Source organism: Streptomyces sp. GESEQ-4 (genome assembly GCF_017948455.1).
In the GTDB taxonomy this organism is placed as follows: Bacteria; Actinomycetota; Actinomycetes; order Streptomycetales; family Streptomycetaceae; genus Streptomyces.
The window spans coordinates 73,216-93,093 of sequence record NZ_JAFFSU010000029.1 but is presented as its reverse complement, the minus strand read 5'-3'; the positions used below and the strand labels follow the sequence as shown (position 1 = coordinate 93,093).

Annotated in this window: 17 protein-coding genes; 6 read left to right on the top strand and 11 right to left on the bottom strand. The window is 68.9% G+C overall.

Translation table 11 applies throughout. The features are described from left to right. Together KCH48_RS36160 and KCH48_RS36155 are read left to right on the top strand one after the other, a co-directional pair. Entirely contained in the window at positions 1-2,001 is a 2,001-nt protein-coding gene (locus tag KCH48_RS36160) for an ATP-binding cassette domain-containing protein (RefSeq protein WP_307841046.1), read from the top strand. Then, positions 1,998-3,782 (top strand): ABC transporter ATP-binding protein, encoded by a 1,785-nt coding sequence (locus KCH48_RS36155; protein WP_210581290.1) that lies wholly within the window; start codon positions 1,998-2,000, stop codon positions 3,780-3,782. Before KCH48_RS36160 ends, KCH48_RS36155 begins: the two co-directional genes overlap by 4 nt. Before the next feature lie 86 nt (positions 3,783-3,868). On the opposite strand, the gene KCH48_RS36150 is transcribed toward KCH48_RS36155, so the two are convergent. The 3 genes from KCH48_RS36150 to KCH48_RS36140 form a co-directional block, all read right to left on the bottom strand. Continuing rightward, positions 3,869-4,978 carry a hypothetical protein gene (locus KCH48_RS36150; protein WP_246886406.1) on the bottom strand — a complete coding sequence of 370 codons (1,110 nt, stop codon included), beginning with the start codon at positions 4,976-4,978 and terminating at the stop codon, positions 3,869-3,871. Between the two features lie 50 nt (positions 4,979-5,028). Further along, positions 5,029-6,228, bottom strand: a complete 1,200-nt coding sequence (locus tag KCH48_RS36145) for a glycosyltransferase family 2 protein (RefSeq protein ID WP_210581286.1) — start codon at positions 6,226-6,228, stop codon at positions 5,029-5,031. A gap of 128 nt (positions 6,229-6,356) precedes the next feature. Beyond that, on the bottom strand, positions 6,357-7,103 hold the full coding sequence (locus KCH48_RS36140) for a class I SAM-dependent methyltransferase (protein WP_210581284.1): 747 nt from the start codon (positions 7,101-7,103) through the stop codon (positions 6,357-6,359). Positions 7,104-7,363: 260 nt separating this feature from the next. On the opposite strand from KCH48_RS36140, the gene KCH48_RS36135 reads away from it, so the two are divergent. After that, positions 7,364-7,765, top strand: coding sequence for a peptidase inhibitor family I36 protein (locus tag KCH48_RS36135; protein ID WP_210581282.1), 402 nt, complete (start codon positions 7,364-7,366; stop codon positions 7,763-7,765). Positions 7,766-7,828: 63 nt separating this feature from the next. Next, the gene (locus KCH48_RS36130) at positions 7,829-8,737 is read left to right on the top strand and encodes an aminoglycoside phosphotransferase family protein (protein WP_210581280.1); all 909 of its coding nucleotides are present in this window, start codon (positions 7,829-7,831) and stop codon (positions 8,735-8,737) included. Between the two features lie 700 nt (positions 8,738-9,437). Here the strand turns inward: KCH48_RS36130 and KCH48_RS36125 are convergent. The 7 genes from KCH48_RS36125 to KCH48_RS36100 all read right to left on the bottom strand — a co-directional run bounded on the left by KCH48_RS36125 (position 9,438) and on the right by KCH48_RS36100 (position 15,397). Next, positions 9,438-10,190 carry an SDR family NAD(P)-dependent oxidoreductase gene (locus KCH48_RS36125; RefSeq protein ID WP_246886405.1) on the bottom strand — a complete coding sequence of 251 codons (753 nt, stop codon included), beginning with the start codon at positions 10,188-10,190 and terminating at the stop codon, positions 9,438-9,440. After that, positions 10,187-11,152, bottom strand: coding sequence for a UDP-glucuronic acid decarboxylase family protein (locus KCH48_RS36120; RefSeq protein ID WP_210581278.1), 966 nt, complete (start codon positions 11,150-11,152; stop codon positions 10,187-10,189). Before KCH48_RS36120 ends, KCH48_RS36125 begins: the two co-directional genes overlap by 4 nt. A gap of 173 nt (positions 11,153-11,325) precedes the next feature. After that, complete coding sequence (locus KCH48_RS43530; protein ID WP_374104746.1) at positions 11,326-11,505, bottom strand: glycosyltransferase family 2 protein; 180 nt, start codon at positions 11,503-11,505, stop codon at positions 11,326-11,328. Then, positions 11,426-12,754, bottom strand: coding sequence for a sugar efflux transporter (locus KCH48_RS36115; RefSeq protein WP_210581276.1), 1,329 nt, complete (start codon positions 12,752-12,754; stop codon positions 11,426-11,428). The genes KCH48_RS43530 and KCH48_RS36115 overlap by 80 nt, the downstream gene beginning before the upstream one ends. After that, positions 12,751-13,401 (bottom strand): glycosyltransferase, encoded by a 651-nt coding sequence (locus tag KCH48_RS36110; RefSeq protein ID WP_210581274.1) that lies wholly within the window; start codon positions 13,399-13,401, stop codon positions 12,751-12,753. The genes KCH48_RS36115 and KCH48_RS36110 overlap by 4 nt, the downstream gene beginning before the upstream one ends. 12 nt (positions 13,402-13,413) lie before the next feature. Then, complete coding sequence (locus tag KCH48_RS36105) at positions 13,414-14,418, bottom strand: radical SAM protein (protein ID WP_210581272.1); 1,005 nt, start codon at positions 14,416-14,418, stop codon at positions 13,414-13,416. Between the two features lie 127 nt (positions 14,419-14,545). Continuing rightward, on the bottom strand, positions 14,546-15,397 hold the full coding sequence (locus tag KCH48_RS36100; protein WP_210581269.1) for a glycosyltransferase family 2 protein: 852 nt from the start codon (positions 15,395-15,397) through the stop codon (positions 14,546-14,548). A 131-nt stretch (positions 15,398-15,528) separates the two neighbouring features. Here KCH48_RS36100 and KCH48_RS36095 point away from each other — a divergent pair, with 131 nt between their 5' ends. Then, positions 15,529-16,680: a glycosyltransferase family 2 protein gene (locus tag KCH48_RS36095; RefSeq protein ID WP_210581267.1), complete on the top strand. Its 1,152-nt coding sequence runs from the start codon at positions 15,529-15,531 to the stop codon at positions 16,678-16,680. 96 nt (positions 16,681-16,776) lie between these two features. Continuing rightward, the gene (locus KCH48_RS36090; protein ID WP_210581265.1) at positions 16,777-18,099 is read left to right on the top strand and encodes an aspartate aminotransferase family protein; all 1,323 of its coding nucleotides are present in this window, start codon (positions 16,777-16,779) and stop codon (positions 18,097-18,099) included. A gap of 105 nt (positions 18,100-18,204) precedes the next feature. On the opposite strand, the gene KCH48_RS36085 is transcribed toward KCH48_RS36090, so the two are convergent. Continuing rightward, positions 18,205-19,488: a helix-turn-helix domain-containing protein gene (locus KCH48_RS36085; protein WP_210581263.1), complete on the bottom strand. Its 1,284-nt coding sequence runs from the start codon at positions 19,486-19,488 to the stop codon at positions 18,205-18,207. Between the last annotated feature and the right edge of the window lie 390 nt (positions 19,489-19,878).

Sequence of the window (19,878 nt, the reverse complement as noted above, 5' to 3'; positions counted from 1 at the left end):
GTGACGAAGCCGACCGCCAGGATCCACCGCCGTGCGCGGCGCTGGATCGACATTCTTGCCCTGCTCCGCCATGTGCCGCTCGGCACCAGGATGTTGACACTGCTGCTCAACGTAACTCTCGGGCTGCTGCCTCTCGTATTCGTCACCGCCATGAGCGTGCTGCTGCAGCGCATTCCCGACGCCATCGGCAGCACAGGGGGCGACAACTGGGCCACCCTGCTGATCGTCCTGGGCATCGCGGGTGCCGCTTTCGCCACGCAACAGGCCCTGGCGCCTTTCCAGGCGGCCGCCGGTGAGCTCGTCATCCGCCATGTCGACCAGCGCTGCCGGGGCGAGCTGATGCGCGCCGCGCTCGCCGACGCGCCCGCCATGGCCCTCGACGACCAGCGGTTGCTCGACCGGCTCGATGTGGCGCGCGAGGCCTTCGACGGTGCCGCCGCCTCACCCGGCGACGCCGCTGCCGGGGTGCTGGCGCTCGTCGCCCGGTACACCCAACTCGTCGGCGCCATCGCCTTGGTGGGATACGCCCTCAACCCGCTCGCCGCTGTGGTCATCGGCGCGACGGCCATGACCATCCGGTTCGGGCAGCGCGGTTCACTCGGCGCGTTCGGCGACTTCTACGACGGGCTCACCGCCGAGAAGCGCCGGGCGACCTATGTGAAGCAGCTGGCGACCGGTACCCACGCGGCCAAGGAGATCAGGCTGCTCGGCCTCGTCGACTGGCTGCGGGCCCGCCATCGCAGCGAGACCATGGCGTATCTGTCCACGATGTGGCAGGGCAGACGGCGCATCCTCGGCCGTCCCTTCCTCGCGCTCGCGCTGGTCGGCCTGGCCGGCGGTACCGTTGCCGTCACCCAACTCGCCCTCGCCGGCGTGCACGACGGGCTGAATCTGCTGCATCTGGGGCTCGCACTGCAGGCCATCCTGATCCTGCTGCGCTTCGGCGTGTACTTCCCCGAGTGCGATGTGCAGACCCAGTACGGGCTCATCGCCCTCGACGCGATGAGGGCCTTCCGCGACGGCTCCCGCGCTCTGCCGGCCCTGGCCCCGAGCCGTTCCGTACCGGCGCAGGGTCTGCCGGGGCAGTCCATCAGGTTCGAGAGCGTCGGCTTCCGCTACCACGACGACGGCCCCGCGGTCATCGACGGACTCGACCTGGAACTGCCCGCAGGCATGTCCACGGCCGTCGTAGGTCTCAACGGCGCGGGCAAGACCACCCTGGTCAAACTGCTCACCCGGCTCTACGACCCCACCGAGGGCCGCATCACCGTCGACGGCCACGCCTTGACGGACATCGACGCCCGCGACTGGCACGGCCGCTTCGGGGTGATCTTCCAGGATTACGTACGCTACGAACTCAGCGCCGCCGACAACATCGCCCTCGGCGCACCCCATGTACCGGCGACCGACGAGGCGCTGCGCGACGCCGCCCGGCGCGCCGGTGCCGAGGACGTACTCGACCGGCTCCCCGACGGACTGCGCACCGTGCTGTCGCGCCAGTACCAGGGAGGGCGCGATCTGTCGGGCGGACAGTGGCAGCGCATCGGGCTGGCTCGGGCCCTGTACGCCGTGGGTGCGGGGGCCTCGGTGATGGTGCTCGACGAGCCCACCGCACAACTCGACGTGCGTGCCGAAGCCGAGTTCTTCGACCGCTTCCTCGACCTCACCCGCGGCCTCACCTCGGTGATCATCTCGCACCGCTTCTCCACCGTGCGCCGGGCGGACCAGATCGTCGTCCTCGAACAGGGGCGGGTCGCCGAGCGCGGCACCCATGACGAACTCATGGCAGCGGACGGGCGGTACGCCGCGCTGTTCCGCCTGCAGGCCGAGCGGTTCACCCAGCAGCACGAGGACTCCTACGACGTCGCGCAGGCAGCGTCGTACGACGCCGTCGACACCCGCCGGCCCCACACCGGCGGGGAGAGTGAGCATTCCACGCCTCAACAGGTCCTGCATACAGGTGAGTTGGCTTCGGAGACGATGACGGACGTGACCTCATGAGGAACCTCACCCACACCGCGCGCTGGCTGCTGAAGCTCGCGTGGACCACGGACCGCGGCCGGTTCCTCAAGGCGGCCGTCCTGCTGTTCGTCGGCTATCTCGCGACCCCGGCCGTCGCACTCGCCCTGAGCGAATTCACCGACCGGCTGCTCGCCGACGACCTGCGTGTCGCCCTCATCCTGGGCGGCGTCATCGCGCTCGCCCTCATCGCCGAACTGATGCTGGGCCACTTCGCCCACCTCTACTACTTCGAGCTGGGCGAAGAGGCCGAGTGGCGGATCAACTCCGAGCTGATCCACCACACCAACGGGACCGACGGCGTGGAGCACCTGGACAGCTCCGAGTTCGCCGACACCATGGTCCTGGTCCGCCATGAGATCCAGAAGATGCGCGTCTACATCGAGTCCCTACTGCAGATCTCCGCACTGTCGGCGCAGCTCGCGCTGACCACGGCGATCCTCGGCAACCTCGAGCCGTGGCTGCTCCTGCTCCCGCTGGGTGCGCTGCCGCCCGTCGTCATGGGCCGGATCGCCCAGCGCCGCGTCGATGCGGGCAAGGCCGCGGCGGCCGAGCACAACCGGCGATCCCGCCATCTGCTGCACGTCGCCACCTCGTCCCAATCCGCGAAGGAGGCTCGCCTCTTCGGCTCCGACGAGGCGCTGGTGCGGCTGCACGATCAGAGCTGGGGCACAGCGTCCGCGCATATCAGGCGTGGCCAGCTCACCGGGGCGGGGCTCCGTGCCCTGGGCCAGCTCGCCTTCGCCCTGGCCTGTTTCACGGCCCTGTACGTCGTGCTGCGCCGAGCGGTCGACGGAGGCATCACCATGGGTGAGGTCGTCATGGTCATCACTGTCGCCGTGCAGATCAATGTGCAGGTCGCGGCTGCTCTGGGCTTGCTGGGCACGCTGCAGTCCGCCGGGCACACCGCACGCCGACTGGAGCGGCTGCGGACCTGGCCCACGCGCCCACCGGCGGCGAGCCCCGCCACCGGCTCCGCGCCCGAACGGCTGCACCGTGGCATCCGGCTCGAAGGCGTCGGCTTCACCTACCCGGGCACCGACCGTCCGGTGCTCAGCGATGTCACCCTCGACCTGCCCGCCGGACGCACCATCGCCCTGGTCGGTGAGAACGGGGCGGGCAAGACCACCCTGGTCAAACTGTTGTGCGGGCTCTACCAGCCGACGGCAGGGCGGATCCTGGTCGACGGCGTCGACCTGAGCACCCTGCCTGCCCAGGAGTGGAAGAGCCGGGTGTCCACGCTGTTCCAGGACTTCGCCCGATTCGAACTCACGCTGCGCGAGAACGTCGGCCTGGGCGAGCTGCGGCGGCTCGGCGACGACGAGGCGATCCTGGCGGCCGTGCGCACGGCAGGCGCCGAGCACGTTCTGCGGCGGGTACCGGACGGGCTCGACGGAGCTCTCGGCCGGGGCTACACCGACGGGGCGGAACTCTCGGGCGGGCAATGGCAGTCACTCGGCCTGGCCCGCGCGGCCCTGCGCGAGGAGCCGCTGCTGCTGGTGCTCGACGAACCGGCGTCCGCCCTCGACGCCACGGCGGAGCATGCCGTCTTCGAACGGTACGCGGGATCGGCGGGCGAGGTGGGCAGCCGCGGCGGCGTCACGCTGTTCGTGTCGCACCGCTTCTCCACGGTACTGATGGCCGACCAGATCGTGGTGCTGGAGGGCGGCACCGTGGCCGAGACCGGTGGGCATGCCGAACTGCTCGCCCGGGACGGCCTGTACGCGGACCTGTTCTCGCTGCAGGCCCGCAGTTATCGCTGACCGCTGTCCTCACAGCTCGATTCATCCGTCATACGAAGGGAGCCCTTCCGCCGGTACCGACCGGCGGAAGGGCTCCCTTCGTATGCTCAGCCCCGCACGGGCACCCGAGCCATCCCTGCGCGCACACCGTCCAGGACCAAAAGCGTGAGCAGTTCCCCCACGGCCGGGAGCCAGCGGACGGGAACGATCCGGCGGATCGCACCGGGCGCAAGGCTGGCGAGGGCGGCACTCGCCACCGGCCCCGTGAGGTCCAGCGAGGCACCACCCCGTCCATCGAGGTCGGCAGCGAGGAAGCCGAGCAGGTACGACACGATCCACACCTCGGTCAGGACAATGTCACTGACCCGGTCGGTGAGGAAGGCGCGCCCGGGCAACCGGCCGAGTGCCGCCTGCAGTTCGGTCGCCATCTCCCCCTCGGTGATGCCCTGTTCGAGCAGGAAGACCCGCGCCGAGCTGCGCACACGGCCGTCCACCGAGGCCGGGTCGATGATGCATGCGTCGGCGTACTGGCCCCAGAAGTCGTAGCACGGAACGGTGCCGAGCCCGGTCAGGACGGAGGGAACGGCGGGCAGAGGCGCGAGGTGCGCCGGTACCAGACAGGCGGAGGTACGCAGCCCGTGGACGTTGTTGCCGACAAGGCTGACATCAGTGTCGTGGTCGGCGAGGTTGGCCACCGGGATCAGCCTGCTGATGCCGCGGTCGGCCAGGTAGTGCAGCAGCGCCACGTCGTCCTCGGTGGACTTGTCCACCTTCGCCTCGACGTACGCATCGAATCCGCGAGCCGTCTCCGCCGGCAGGACCAGTGCCTGACACGGAACGTAGCTGTCGATGACCGGGGCCAGGTGGTGACCGTGCATCGCCGCGATGCGCACCGCGTACGAGGTGCGCGAGCACCACTCGGCGAACAGGCTGAGAGCGGCCTCGGGTTGGGCCACGATGAGAGCGTGCAGTCGCTCCAGGAAGTTGTCGGCCGGCAGCGCGTCGTCCTGCAGGACGAGGTGATGCGTGGCGTCGGGGGCGACCGCCGCCCAGGCGAGGCGGGCGCTGCGCAGCGCACTGGGCGGGCCGTCCGGTTCGGGATCGAGAGCGACCTGGACGTTCAGCTCGGGGAAGCGGGCGGCGAGGGCATGGGCAGCCGCGGCGCGCTTGGGATGGCTCATCACAGCGGCCGAAAGCCGTATGGGTGCGGTGGTCAACGTAAGCTCCACAGAAGAAGGGGGACGGTGGGCGTGCGGTTCGCGTACGGTCATCGAACCGGCGTCGGCGACGTCATGACCATGAGTGCTACCCGCTCCGCTTCGCGCCGGACCGCCTCGCGGTAGCGCTCGCCGAGCCGGTCCACCGGCGGCAGGAGGTGGCACTCGTCGATGCTCGCGTCGGCGTGGGGCAGCGCGAACCCGGCCAGCGGGGCCACCTCGTCGTACGCCCACGGCCCCGGCCCGAACAGCGCCTCGACCTCGGGGTCGGCGACGTCATAGCGTCCGTCGGCCGGTGCGGGGGCGAGCAGGGCCCCGACGGCAAGCACGCGGGCGCCGCCCACGGTGCCGAGCACCGTGCCCAGGCGGCGCCCCGATCCGGCCTCGGCCAGTTGTTCCTCGGCCTCGGCATAGAGCTGTTCGGCCGTCGGCCAGCCACCGAAGGCGAGCGCCAACTCCAGTTCCAGGCGAGGCCACTTGGCGAGGTAGTAGCGGTTGGTCAAGGTCGCCGAGCGGTCCTGCGCAGCGAAGTCGCGCCGGTGTGGCAGATGGATGCCGTAGACGTTCTGACCGAGCACGATAGGCGTCCCGGTCAGGGAGATACGCAGGCCCCATTCCTGGTCCTCGGCGCCCCAGCCGGTGAAGCCCTCGTCGAGCGTCAGCCCGTGCCGCCGGACGGTGTCGGTGGGCAGGGCCATGAAACCGGTGCGGACGAAGGCCCAGGGGAACCGGGCGAAGGCGGGGGCGGCCTCGGGTGACCAGCGAGGGTCGAGACGAGGGCAGTCCGTGCTCGCGAGCTCGGCGAAGGTCTTCCGGTAGACGCTGTACGGCTGGACGTCCACCGCTTCGACGGTGTCGTCGAGGACGTCGTCGTAGCCGAAGACCTGGCCCTGGACGCAGATGTTCTGTCCGTGCCGAAAGTACTGCTCCCAGAGGTTCAGCAGGGCGGTGGGGGCCAGGATCACATCGGCATCGAGGACCACGAGGACCTGCCCGGTGGCGTGCCGGATGCCCAGATTGCGCGCCTGGCTGGTGTTCCACTCGTCAGCGACGAGCACCGAGACGATACGCAGCCGATCGGTGAACTCCCGGCAGAGCTCGACATAGTGAGGGTCGTATTCCATGACGCCGACGACCACTTCGAACTCTGCCGGATGCAGGGTCTGCTCCGCGAGGGACAAGAAGACCGCCCGGATGTTGTCCAGGCGTTGTTTGTACGGGATCACGATGCTGAGCTTCGGATTGGCCATAGCACAACCCTAGAAGTCGGGGCGCAAGTTGACAATAATATTGTCACGTGAGGCAAGCAAATGTCAAGTCATGTAAAGCCGCCGCTTCCTGCGTCGCTCCGATACGGACCGGTTCACGGACGACCGGTTCACGGGGCGGCCGTGGCCGGTGAGCGGTACACCGAGACATGACTGCGGCTGGCCGGTCCGAACGGCTCCCGGTTCCAGTCGGCGTAGCGCTCGGTGAGCTTCAGCCCGGCCAGCGAGGCCATCAGGTCGAGTTCATTCGGCCAGCAGTACCGCTCGGAGTGGGGTCGCAGATGCACTCCCCGGGCATCGAAAGTGATCCGCTGGCGCAGGAACGTCTGGGCGTTGCGGTCGTGGGAGTGGACGGCGATCGTCGCGGAGTCCTCCGTCACCTCGTTCACCGACAGCTGCTTGGTGCGTTCGTAGGACGGCGGATCGGGGACGTAGCACTCGATCACGAACGCGCCACCGGGTTCCAGCACCTCGGCAACGTTACGGAAACAGGCGGCCTGCCGGTCGGCGTCCCGGAGATTGAACAGGGTGTTGTACACCAGGTACACCAGCCGGAAGGGGCCGCTGACCGGGACATCCGCGAAGTCGCCGACTGTGGCCGCCACTTGGTCGCCGTCCGGCTTGGCGAGCATTTTGTCGATCATCTCGCGCGAGGCATCGACACCCTGAACCTTGATGCCGCGGTGGGCGAGCGGGAGCGCCACCCTGCCGGTGCCGACGGCCAGTTCCAGAGCCTCGCCGCCCCCGGCGAGCGGGGCGAGGAAGTCCACCGCCGGCGCCGGGTCGAGGTCGGTGCTCTGGTCGTAGGTGTCCGCCCAAAGGTGCCCGAAAAATGCCGGATCGTCGAACTTGGACATGACCCTTCCCTCTCCGCACGTGCGGCCACAGGTGCCATGCGGTGCTGCGACGGGCATGAGTTGCCTATGTGTGGCAAATATATTACCAGGCACGTGCCTCATGTGGCACAATCTCCGTGACTGCGTGAGGCGCACGCAAGCAATGTCAGCAAGACGCTCCCGCGTCGCTCAGCAGCCCAGGACGAGCTCCGGCTTCGAAGCAACCAGGAACGCCGCGCGGCCCGTGCAGCGCTTCCACGTTGAGAGGAATCACCATGAGAATGTCCGCAATCAGTGCACGTGTACGTCCCCTTCGAGTGGCAGTGCCGCTTGCGGCCTCGATCGGCCTGCTGCTGTCGACGGGAAGCGGAACGGCCCAGGCAGACACCACGGCCGACCCCGCTACGGCATGCCCCTTCAGTCGCACCCTGTGCCTCTTCGACCAGCCTGACTACAACGGGGCCCGGTTCACCGCGCAGTCCCTGAATCCCCCCACAGGTGTCTGCGTCGACCTTGTCGAGCACGGCTGGGGCGGCACGAGGGCCCGCTCGGCGGTGAACAACGCACCGCAGACGCCCGTCCTGTTTGCCGGAAGCGACTGCACCGGCAGCCCGCTTCCCCTGAGCGGCAACGGCCTCAACGCTTCGTTCACCTTCGATGCCAAGAGCGTTATCGTCCACTGACTCGGCAGTTGCAGTGGATCACAGGCGTGTCGAGCACATCGAAGCCCAGCCCAGGAGGAGCTCTTGACAGTCGGGACAGGCACGAGCGAGCGCCCCGTCATCGACAGCACCCTTGCCAAGCGGCTCGTCTCCGCCCAGTTTCCCCAATGGGCCGAGCTTCCCCTGAGACGCTTGGATCCGGCGGGCTCGGACCATGTCATCTACCGGCTCGGCACCGAGCTCGCGGTACGCCTGCCCTGCCACTCGGGGCCCATCGGGCACATCGCCAAGGAATTCGAGTGGCTCCCGCAGCTGGCTCCCCATCTCCCGTTGGCCATTCCCGTCCCGGTGGCCAAGGGTAGGCCCGGCTTCGGCTACCCCTGGCCGTGGTCGGTGTTCCGCTGGCTGGACGGTGAGGCGGCCTCGGTCGACACCCTGGGCGACTCCCCCTCCGTGGCACTGAAACTCGCGGACTTCCTCGTCGCCTTGCAGAAGTTCGGCCAGGCGGGTGCTACGGCGCCGGCCCTCGCGGAGCTCGCCCAAGAGTCCTTGGCCGAACGCGACCGTTCGACCCGCGAGGCGATCGCGCAGGTCGCGGACACCTTCGACGCCGCCGCGCTGACCGCGGTGTGGGAGGCGGCCCTCACGGCCGCCTCCTGGAGCCGTGAGCCCGTCTGGTTCCACGGTGACTTCCACACGGGCAATCTGCTGACGGCCGGCGGTCGCCTCAGCGCGGTGATCGACTTCGGCGGTATGGGAGTCGGGGATCCGGCCTGCGACATGATGATCGCCTACACACTGATGACCCCGACGAGCCGGGCCATCTTCCGGGCGGCGCTCGACGTGGACGACGCCACCTGGGCCCGGGGTCGCGGCTGGGCCCTGACTACCGGCCTGAACGCGTATACCTCCTACGCGGCCACCTCGCCACGGATCGCCGCTGTGACGTCCCGTCAGATTCTGGCGGCACTCGCCGACTGGGACGTCAGCTGACCCCCTCGCCCCATGGGCGGGCTCGAGTCAACCTTCTGAGAGGACGGCTCGTGAGTTGATGTCGGCTTCGGCGAGGAGGCCGAGTCTGACCAGTCGTTTCAGCTTGGCTCGGGTGCCTGCGACATGCCCCGGCAGTGGTTCGTGGCCGAGGGCTCGGCAGACGTCCCTGGCCCGCAGCGGGCCGGCCACCTCGTGGAAGACAGCGAGGATGCGGTGACAGTCCGGATGTCTGCAGTTCTTCGATGCCCGCCGGGCGATGCGCGGGACGAGGCCCCGGTCCCGCAGCCAGGCAAGGCGCTCGGCGGAGAAGTACGCCTTGTCGGCGTGGAGTTCGACGGGGCGGCGTCGCGCGGTATGCGCCGGGAGCGGACGGCGGGTATCCCGCGGACCAGCGCCTTGAGCACCAGGCCGTCAGGAACCGGCCACCGCGCCAGATGTGTACCCACAGCCGCCCATGCCGAGCCGACGCTGTTCCGTATCCTCTGGACGGTTTCGGTCCGGCGCAGGGCAGCGCCGGACCGAAACGACCCGCAGAGCCGGAGGACTATCCGCGCGTCGCCGATTTCCTGAGTCACGCGGCCGCGGTCGACCGTCTGGACGGATACCGCAACGTACTGACGGACCTTCTTCGCTTCCGATCTGATGGCCTTTCGGAGGCATGGGCGTCTGACGGTCCGCCAGGCCGAGGACCGCCGGACCGCTACCAGCTCACCACGCCGTCATCACCGAGGAACGCTCCCGTGGGTCCGTCGTCCGGCAGCGTGGCCAGTTCGACGACGGCGCGCGCCGCCTCGCTGACGTGGCGGCTGCCCCGGTGGTCGTTCATGTCGGTCGCGGTATAGCCGGGCGTCGCCGAGTTGACCTTGATATGGGCACGCTCCGGGTCCCGCGCGAAGGCGCGGGCGTACTGCACGGTCAGCATGTTGAGCGCGGCCTTGGAGCTCGTGTACGCCATGCGCACCTCCGCGTTTCCGGGGAGGTCGGCGCCGTCACTGGTCAGCGTGAGCGAGGCCGTGGTGCTGGAGACGTTGACGATGCGCGGCGCGGTGGAACGGCTCAGCAGGGGCAGGAAGGCATGGGTCACGGTGACCACACCGAAGACGTTGACCTCGAAGATGTCCCGCATCTCGGCCGCGGTCGTCTCATGGGCCAGGCTCCCCACGAACGTACCGGCGTTGTTGACCAGGACGTCCAGTCGCCCGTACTCCTCACGCACCCGGGCCGCCAGTGCCCGGACGTCGGGCGGGTCGGTGACGTCGAGCCCGACCGGGGTGACCGTGACGCCGTCGGCGGCCAGGGCGCGCGCTGCCTCGGCGCCGCGTGCGCGGTCGCGACTGCCCAGCAGCACTGTCAGGCCGCGGTGTGCCAACTGCCGTGCGGTCTCCCTGCCCAGGCCCTTGTTCGCTCCGGTCACCAGGGCCACGCCCGTGGTCGTCATGGCGGCGCTGCTCATCGTTCGATCGACGCCAGAGCGACGTCGCGCGGTTTTTCTGGCCGGCCCGCGAACCAGGCGAGTGTGCGGCGCAGGCCTTCCTCAAGGCCGACCGTGGGGCTCCAGCCCAGTGTCCGCGCGGCGCGGTCGATGACGGGGCGGTGCCGGGGCGGGTCGTCCTGCGGGACCGGCCGGTGGTGGAGCGGCGAGCGCGACCCGGTCAGCCCGCGGATGAGTTCGGCGAGTTCCAGGACCGTCCGCTCCTGCGGATTGCCCAGGTTCACGGGGCCGGTCTCGGTGGAGTCCAGCATGGCGACGAGGCCGCGGACGAGATCGTCGACGTAGCAGAAACTTCGGGTCTGTGTACCGCCGTAGACGGTCAGCGGTACGCCGTCGAGGGCCTGGGTGATGAAATTGGTGACCACCCGACCGTCGTGTGCGCTCATGCGGGGCCCGTACGTGTCGAAGATGCGGACGATGCCGGCGTTGGTGTCCAGGCTCCGCGCGTGCGCCATGGTCAGGGCCTCCGCGAAGCGCTTCGCCTCGTCGTGGACGCTGCGCGGACCGATCGGGTTGACGTGGCCCCAGTACTCCTCCGGCTGGGGGTGCACGCTGGGGCTTCCGTAGACCTCGCTCGTCGAGGCGAGCAGAAAGCGGGCGCCGTGGCGCCGCGCCAGCCGCAGCGCGTGCTCGGTGCCGTGGCTGCCGGCCGCCGGCGTCTGCAGGGGGCGCTGCAGGTAGTCCGGCGGGGAGGCCGGACTCGCCAGGTGGGCGACGGCGTCGACCGGTCCGGGGACGTAGAGCCCCTGAGTGACGTCGTGTTCCACGAACCGGAAGGCGGGGTGGTCCGCCAGGTGCCGCAGGTTGTCCCGTCGTCCCGTCGACAGGTCGTCCACGCATACGACGCTGTCGCCCCGCTCCAGCAGGGCGTCGCACAGGTGCGACCCGAGGAAGCCGGCCCCTCCGGTGACAATGACGCGCACGTTGTCCTCCTGGTCGGCTGGTCGGCTGTTCGGCCCGGCTGCGGACCGGGCATGACGGTCGGACGCCACCCCCAGTATTGCCTAACTGTCAAATAGTTGGCAATACTGGGAATTCAGTTGGCAAGTTATCGCCTGTCCATGGCGAGTCCGCTGGTCGTTGGGCCCACGGCTCGTCAAGAGGACATTGCCGGCACCACTACACGCGGAGCCTGCGGAGCGCTCCCCCTGGTGCCGTCCGACGAACCGTCGTCCGCGACGAGGACTTCGAAGCGGTCAGTCGGCAGACTCTGCCGGGTCAGCGACTCCAGCGTCAGCCTGAGCAGACGTTGCCGGTTGTACGTCGGGACGATCACGCTGCACTGAGCTGTGGACGGTGTCGTTGCCCCTCCCAAGGGCAAGCAGCAGGGCGGCGACGGCCGAGAGCATCGCGCACACCCAAAAGACGTCGGTGAACCCGACCCACTGGGTCACCACCCCCGTGGTGGCGCCGCCGAGCAGCACACCAATGTTGAACGAACTGGTGTAGAGCGAGGAGGCCGCGCCGACGCGGTCGGACATGGCGTCCTGCAGGATCGTCACCGGGATGCTCAGCACAATCGCGGTCCACAGCGCGTTGGGTATCTGGAGCAGCAGCAGGGCGGTCTTGGAGTGGACCAGAGGAAGCGCGCAGAAGAACGCCGCGGCGCAGACCGCGGCGAACACCAGCAGCCGCCACTTGCCGATGCGGTCCGCGTGGGACCCCACCAGCAGCATGATCGGCACTTCGAGGGCGGCGCCAAGCCCGAGCAGCAGTCCGGTGAAGCCCGCGTCGAACCCGAGATCTCGCGTGATGAACAGCGCGATGTCGATCTGATAGGCGGCGTTGACCGCCATGAGCAGCACGATCGCGCAGAGCAGCCGCCAGATCCCCCGGCTGACATCGGAGAGCGGGCTGCTGCGTTTGCGTTTGGTCTCACGGGTGGTGACCGTATTCAGGTTCGGCAGCAGCCACAGCGTCATGACCCCGGAGGCCAGATAGAGCACGCCCGCGGTGAAGTACAGGACGCCGAACCCCTGGGCGGCGATCAGCATGAAGCCCAGCGGCGGACCGACGATCCAGGTGAACGAGATGACGGAGCGCAGCACCGAGTTGAAGAAGGTGACGTTCAGCTCCCGGTCCTCCGCGACGTTCCGTGTGTAGGCGAGGAGTTGGGAGAAGCACGCGCTGCCGACGCCGAACAGCACCGCACCGATGCCGAGCAGGAGGTAGTAGTTGCGCAGCACCATGTACGACAGAGCGCCGGCCGCCGACAGGAACGTGCACAGGGCGAGCAGCTGACGCCGGTTGCCTCTCCGGTCGGACAGTGCGCCGAGGGTGAGCCCGAAGAAGATGTCGAGCGCACCTCGGCCCATGGCGAAGAGACCGATCATCAGCGGGGTGGCGCCGATCTCGTCAGCCAGGAACAGGCTGACGGAAGTGGCCATCATCGCTCCGGCGATGCCCATCAGACCGGTGCTGCCGACCAGACCGCCAAGGGCACCGTCCCGCATCAGCTCAGCGGTGCGGCCGAGGCGGGCGCGTGCCGGGCGCTGCGCCTCGGGGGCACGGGGCGACGTCGTCACTGGGCGGCCTCCGTTGTCGCGGTCCGGGTGCGGTACGGCAACCAGGGCGCGATCTGCCGCCCGGGGGCCGCGCCGCGAGCATCCGCGTCGTCGGCCGCGGTGATCCGGCCCGAGACCGGCAGGTCCGCCCGCGCTCGACCGGGCAGGGCAGCCAGCACACGGTGCTTGAGTTCCGCCAGGTCGAAGAGGACGTCGTCGTAGGCAGCCGGGCGGGAGCCGGTATGACCGGGGCGCAGGTGCGCCGGGTCGACCTGGCCGGCGGCGAGGCGCCAGTAGTCGTCGAAGCGCTGCTCCGGATCGGGCAGCGTGCCGGCCGGCAGGCCGATCCGAATCGTCTCGAGCCAGCAGTCGTGGTATCGCCGGTCGTCGAGCCGGTCCATGTGGGTGCGGCACCACTGGGCCCTGGTGTCCCGGTCCGGCAAGGCCGCCTGCCCGGTGAACACCCGCAACGCCCAGGACGCTATCGCCTCGAAGTAGGGGCAGGCGGTGCCGAACGCCTCGGTGTCGACCGGGGTGTTGATGATCGCGAGTACCTCGTAGGCGTCGCGGGGCAGGTCCTGACGGACCAGCGAGTCGAGGGTGTGCCGCAGCCGCTCCACCCGGTTGTATGTGGGCACGATCACGGAGCAGCACAGGGGCGCGGTCACGGGTGCCTGCCTTCAGATGAACGGGTCGAAGTCGTCGGCAAGGCGAGCCGTCCCTGTCCGGTCCCGCAGCCCGGCGACGGTGAGGTTGGTGGCGTTCCGCGCGCACCCGAACCGGCAGTCCCGGTTCGGGTCGATCGCGGTGGTGTCGGCAGCGGCCCAGGTCTCGGCGAACGAGGCGTTGGAGATGTCGCCGATCCGGCTGCCTTCGTTTCCCCGGTGGTACGGGCAGACGTAGACCCCGCTCGGTGTCACCGTGGTGCGCAGCTCGGCGACGTGGCAACGATGGCAGTCCTTGTCCTGAACGGAGTCGGCGCCCACCCGCACGGCCTCCCAGTTGGAGGAGCTCAGCAGATGGAAGCCGGGGTCCTCCAACTCGCGGAGCCGGTCGAGTTGTTCCTCGACCAGGGCGATGTCCTCGGCGCGCTGATTGACCATGAAGTGGTCGTCGTCGAGCATGGCCTTGAAGTTGGAGTCGACGACCTGGCCTTCCGCGTCGAACCGCTGCATGAGCAGGAACGAGTAGCCGATGCGGCCGGACTTGCGTTCGGCGAGGAGCCGCATGTTCTCGATCACCTGGGAGAAGTGGTTCCGCTTGCCCCGCCCGGGCCGGAAGCGGCCGTACGTCGCCTCGGTGCCCGCGTCCATGGAAACCCGCACCCACGACACCGTCTCGGCCAGCCGGTCCAGGTGACGGCGGATCTGCGTCCCGTTGGTGACCAGGCCGATGTCGATGCCGGCGCCGTGCAGCACCTCCATGACCTCACCGATGGAGCGGTGCAGCAGGGGTTCGCCGCCGCCGATCAGGATCACCGCGCGCACCTCGGACCCGGCCAACTCCTCGGCGAGCCGGACGATGCGGTCGCGGCCGAGCTGCCCGTTGTGGAGCACATCGGCGCTGATGCACTCCGGGCAGGCCAGATCGCACACCGTCGTCGGGTCCAAGTCGACCACCAGCGGCGAGGACAGACGCTCGGTACCCAGCCGGCCCTGCTCCCGCAGCTCGGGAAGCGCGTTCATGGCAGTCCGCCTCCACTCGTCCGTTCCACCGGCGGCCCCAGCACTGCGCGGGACGACAGAACCTTGCCAAATTAGGCAACCAAATGACAATCGTGAGGCAGTGTGCACCGGCCGCGCCCCATCCGGATCAGGCGCGGACCGTCTCGTAGGTGCGGTGACTGTTGGACACGCCGCCGAGGTAGTAGCGAACGGTGGGCAGGCGACTGGAAACCATGGGTACGCCGTTGTCCATCAAGGTCTTGAGGAGCTTGTCGTCCGGCCCGGTGTTCGCCGCGTGCTCCTCCTCGGTGAAGGTCTCCGGGATCGGCAGCCGCAGCAGCACCTCGCGGCGCACCAGCCACACGCTCTGGTCCACGAGGGAGACCGGGTCGTCGGCCTGCATCACACTGCTGGTACTGAACTTCGCACCCGGCCGCGCCGGATCGGCACGGTCCAGCAGGATGTTGGTGCCGTGCACGCGGACACCCTTGTCGCACATCACCCGGTAGATCCGGGAGGCCTCCTGCGGGTCGCGGACGGTGTGCCAGGCCTCGTCGAGGTAGGGGGTGCCGTCCGGGCGCCACATGGTCCGGCCGGAGTGGGCCACCTGGACGCCGTTCGCCCGGGCGCACTCCATCAGGCTGCTCAGATGGTTGGGCTCGTACTCGTTGTCGTCGTCGAGGAAGGCGATCCAGTCGGCCGACGAGGCCCGCACACCGGCATTGAAGAGCCGGGACAGCCGCGGGTAGATCCGGCGCTGGTCCCCCGGCGGCTCGTTGACCTCGGCGGCCGGGCGCGGCACCTGCTGGACGACAACCCCCAGTCCGGGCCGGGACAGTGCGGCGGATGCGGCGGCGACCGTCTCCGCGTCGTCGTCGACGACGATCACGTGTTCGACGGGTCCGGCGTAGTCCTGGCGGTATACGGAGAGCATGGCCCGCCGCAGGATGTGCGGCCTGCCTCGCGTCACCGTGACGACGCCGATCGATTCCTGGGGCATGACGCGGTCCTTCCTGAGAGCCGAACCTGGCAACTCGCCATACTGCCAAGTCTTGCCAATTTGGGCAACCTTAGGCAACATAATCGTGTGTCAGGTGAGCCGGACCGGTCGCGGGACAAGGAGCAGAAGGCATGGGCGAGTTTGCGTTCAGCGTTGTGATCCCTTACAAGCAGCGACTGCGCAACTTGCGGATCGTGCTCTCCTCACTCGCGGAGCAGACACTGCCCGGCTCGCGCTTCGAGGTGGTCGTCGGCGCGATGGAGTATGCCGAGGAATACCTCGAGCTGTGCCGGGAGTTCGCCGGACGGCTGAACCTGGTCACGGTGATGGCCGACGGCGAGTGGAACTGCAGCCGAGCCAGGAACATGGCGCTGCGTCAGGCCGCCGGCGAGGTGGTCGTGCTCCTGGACGCCGACGTGGCGCTGCCAAAACGGTGCCTCGAGTCGCTGTACGACCGCTACTATGCCACCGGCCAGAACGTGTGCGTGCTCGGCCAGCTCATCGGTCACGACGGCCTCACGGACGTCGCGGAAGCAGACCTTCCGGAGCAGACGCACCACCGGGAGCGGCTCGCCGAACTGGACGCGGCATCCGGACTCCGTGGTGACAAGCGGTGGCGCTTCGACCCGGTGGTGCTGCCCTGGACCATCGTGTGGACCGGCTTCGTCGCCCTGCCCGCCGCGGCGGTCCGGCGCCATGATCTGTACTTCGACGAGAACTTCTGGGGCTGGGGCGGCGAGGACCTGGAGTGGGGCTACCGCGTCGGCGCCTCGGGCACCCCGATCGTGCGCGGCGAGGACGTGTACGGACTGCACCTGCCCCACGCCCGCAACGTCGCGGCGAACTTCCGCACCTGCGGCGTCAACAAGGACTACTTCCTGGCCAAGTGGCCTGTGCTCGAAGTCGAGTTGTATCGAGCATACGAGTGCTGGGAGGCCAACCGCCGGTACGACGAGGCTCGCAGCGAAGTGGCCTCTGCCACCGGCGACAGCAGTCTCCGGCTCGGGGTCGCGCGCGGCACCGTCGACGGTGCCGACACCCTCCTCATCGGTGCCGTGCTCGACGAGCAGGGACGGATCCACGACGGCGAGCACGATGCGCTGTTCGACGCAGGCGCCCCGGACGTGGTGCTCCCGCTCGTCGGACTCGCGCTGCCCTTCGACGAGCACAGCGTGAGCGAGTGCCTACTCCTGCCGCCCGTGCTGCGGCTCGGCGCCCCGTACCGGGAGACCGTGCTGCGCGAGGCGGAGCGCGTCGCACGCCGTGTCGTAACGCCGGTGTGAAAGCCCGCCCATGAGGTCGGTGGGTGCCCAGTCGCCGCCCGCGCGGTTGTCGCAACCACCCGCCCGATACGACGAATCTGCGGAGGCAGGCACGCCATGCAAACCGAGAGCGACACGATCGAGTCCATCGAGGCCGTACGGGCACGGGACCGCAGTCATCTGTGGCACACCTGGACACCACTGACGGTCGACCGGTCCGAGCTGATGCTCCACCATGGCGCGGGCTACCGGGTCTGGGACGCCGACGGCAAGGAGTACATCGACGGCACCAGTTCGGCACTGAGCGCCGTCTGCGGTTATGCCCACCCCGAGGTGACCGCGGCCATCGCCCGCCAGCTCGGCCGGCTGCACCACTTCGATCTGTCCCGGGGCAGCAATGAGCCGGCCGGGCTGCTCGCCGAGCGCCTGGCCTCGTACCTGCCACCCGATCTGTCACGGACGCTGTTCGTCAACAGTGGTTCCGAGGGCTTCGACGCCGCGATGCTGATCGCCACCAGCTACTGGTCCCACCTGGGCATGTCCCGCTCACGGATGGTCACCTTCGCCCTCGGTTACCACGGTTCGACGCTGCTGAGCCGCGGTCTGTCCGCGCTGCCACGCGTGGCGCACCCGTTCCGCGCCCCCTTGCCCGTCACCCGCGTGGAACTGCCCGTGGCGCCGCGTGAAGCACGCGCCCCGGCCGCGCTTCCGCTCCTGCTGGACGCCTTCGACCGGGCCATCGGCGACGATCCGGCCGACCTGCCCGCCGCCGTGGTGGTCGAGCCCTTCCTCAACGTCGGCGGGGGCATCGTCCTCCCGCCCGGGTTCCTGAGCGGGCTGCGCGAACGCTGCGACGCGGCGGGGATACTGCTCGTACTGGACGAGGTCTTTACGGCGTACGGCCGCAGTGGGCGCATGTTCGCCTGTCAGCGCGAGGATGTCGAACCCGACATCCTCATCACCAGCAAGGGGCTCACCAGCGGTTACGTACCGCTGGCGGCGGTGACCGTCCAGCAGCGCATCTATGAGAGCTTCGGCCGTGACCCCGTGATCGGCGGCATCCGCTACGGCCACACCAACTCCGGGCACGCGGTGGGGTGCGCCGCCGCGCTGGCCACGCTGGACGTCCTGGAGCGGGACAACCTGGTGGCCCATGCCGACTACTTCGGCGACCGCCTGCGCACCCGGCTGGCCCCGCTGGCCAACACCGAAGAGGTGGCGGACGTACGCGGTCTCGGTCTCGCCGTGATCGTGGAGATGACATCCGCCGAGAAAGCCCAACAGGTGCTGGACCGCGCCCAGGAACGGGGACTGTTGCTCCGCAGGCAGGGCCCGCAGGGACACTGCGTGCTGATCGCGCCGCCGCTGACCATCGACATCGAGGGAGTGGACCTGATCGTCGCCCGCCTCGAACAAGCACTGGCGGACGTCGCCGGGTGACCGGCCAGGGCCGGACGCGAACCGCACCCGTCATCGACGCGGCATGCGCCGATGACGGGTGCGGTCATGCTTCACCAGGTCCCGGGTCCCGTGCGGCCCGGCCGGTCAGCGCTTCTTCGCCGCCCTGGGCCGCTCGCTCCTCGCCGCCCTCGGCCGCTCGTTCTTCTCTGTCTTGTGCCGCTCGTTCTTCTCCAGCGTCTCGGCCAGGACACGCCAGATCTCGGCAGCCAGGTCCAGATTCGAGTTACGACGAGCGTCCTCGCCCAACTGCTTGAGCCGGCCAAGCCCTTCCTCCTGGCGGCCCTCCACGATCAGCAGCAGACTGTCGAGCGTCCGCAACCGGATGCGGTCCCGATAGGCCAGCATCAACTTGTCGAAGTCCAGCCGGTCGTGCGCCTCCCGGGCATCCGCGAAACGACCTTCCTCGAACGCGAGATGTGCCTGCAGCGCCAGCAGTTCCTGCGCCTGGACCGGTGTGCCGACCAGCGAGAGGGCCTTCTCCGCTTCCTCCAGGCATTCACGGGCGCGAACGGTGAGCGCCGGACTGGACTGCAGATACAGCGACGCGGCGGCCAGCCTGAGCCTCGCCCACAGGACGAGATCGACGCGGCTGTCCAGCGTTTGCATCGCCTTCTGGAGGTACTCGCGCGCGGCCTCGTCGTCCCCGCGGCGGGAGGAGACCGTGGCCGCCGCCCACAAGGCCTCGGCACGCATCGTGGACGAACCGTCCGCGACGAGCTCGACCAGTTCCTGCACATGCGCCTGGGCATCGGGCAGCCTGCCGGCCTCGGCTTCGGCCGAGACGAGCGCCAGCAGCGCGTCTCCCGTGTCGGACACGGGCAGTTCGGCGCGCTTGGCTCCCTCGTAGGCGGCCACCGCGAGCTCGAGGGCCCGCGCGGCCTGTCCGGTGGACCGCAGACAGCGCGCCAGCTGGGTCCTGGACCTGCACTGCAGTGCGGGGATCTCCAGCTCGTCCGCGATCTTCGCGGTGTCCGCCAGGCAGTTCTCCTCCGCCGCACGGTCACCACGCCGCCGCCAGTACCCGGCGATCAGCCACATGGCCTGCCAGCGCAACAGCGGGTCCTCGTCCTGTGCCGTGCCCAGCACTTCGATGAGGTCCTCGACGGCCGCGTCATTGTCCGTGGTGGCCGCGATGCTCAGGGCCTGCGTCAGCGAGCTGCTGCGCGGCAGGATGTCAAAGGCCGATCGGTCGACTCCCAGTCGCTCGGCCAGGTAGACGATCACCCGCTCGGTCGGCTGCCTGGAGCCCGACTCGAGACGTGATAGGTACCCCGTCGAGATTTCCCCACCGGCCAACGCGGCCTGAGAGAGTCCTTGTTGCTGCCTCAGGGCCCGCAGGCGCAACCCGAAGGATGACTCTTGAGTCATGTTGAGTCCCGCATTCCATTCCGGGATGGGATACCCCATGCCCACCGTGCCTCAGAGTAACCGCTCGAACAACTGATGACAAGATCGATTGCCAGGATGGAGATTAGAGACGCAAAATGTGCAACTCGATGTTGCCTTTGACTTTAACAATGTTGGCAATACCAATACCACCCCACACCGCAATGAGGCCGCCCACTACCGGGCCATGATGCTCAAGCCGGGCATGACCTGCCCGTTCAGCAGTTCTTCACATCGCTTCTCACCACCAGTCCCGTCCGTCTGGAGATGACATGCGCTCACACCTCGACCTCACTTCTGCTGTAAGCCAGGGCTCCGCCGCTTCGGCCATGACGCTCAACAAGGTCGATGACATTGATTGGCCAAAGGCCC

Excerpts from the sequence above, each read along its gene's own strand:
- KCH48_RS36145 (WP_210581286.1), bottom strand. The coding sequence starts at position 6,228 with ATGGCCAATCCGAAGCTCAGCATCGTGATCCCGTACAAACAACGCCTG.
- KCH48_RS36100 (WP_210581269.1), bottom strand. The coding sequence starts at position 15,397 with ATGCCCCAGGAATCGATCGGCGTCGTCACGGTGACGCGAGGCAGGCCG.
- KCH48_RS36140 (WP_210581284.1), bottom strand. The coding sequence starts at position 7,103 with ATGTCCAAGTTCGACGATCCGGCATTTTTCGGGCACCTTTGGGCGGAC.
- KCH48_RS36095 (WP_210581267.1), top strand. The coding sequence starts at position 15,529 with ATGGGCGAGTTTGCGTTCAGCGTTGTGATCCCTTACAAGCAGCGACTG.
- KCH48_RS36155 (WP_210581290.1), top strand. The coding sequence starts at position 1,998 with ATGAGGAACCTCACCCACACCGCGCGCTGGCTGCTGAAGCTCGCGTGG.
- KCH48_RS36105 (WP_210581272.1), bottom strand. The coding sequence starts at position 14,418 with ATGAACGCGCTTCCCGAGCTGCGGGAGCAGGGCCGGCTGGGTACCGAG.
- KCH48_RS36085 (WP_210581263.1), bottom strand. The coding sequence starts at position 19,488 with ATGACTCAAGAGTCATCCTTCGGGTTGCGCCTGCGGGCCCTGAGGCAG.
- KCH48_RS36090 (WP_210581265.1), top strand. The coding sequence starts at position 16,777 with ATGCAAACCGAGAGCGACACGATCGAGTCCATCGAGGCCGTACGGGCA.
- KCH48_RS36125 (WP_246886405.1), bottom strand. The coding sequence starts at position 10,190 with ATGAGCAGCGCCGCCATGACGACCACGGGCGTGGCCCTGGTGACCGGA.
- KCH48_RS36135 (WP_210581282.1), top strand. The coding sequence starts at position 7,364 with ATGTCCGCAATCAGTGCACGTGTACGTCCCCTTCGAGTGGCAGTGCCG.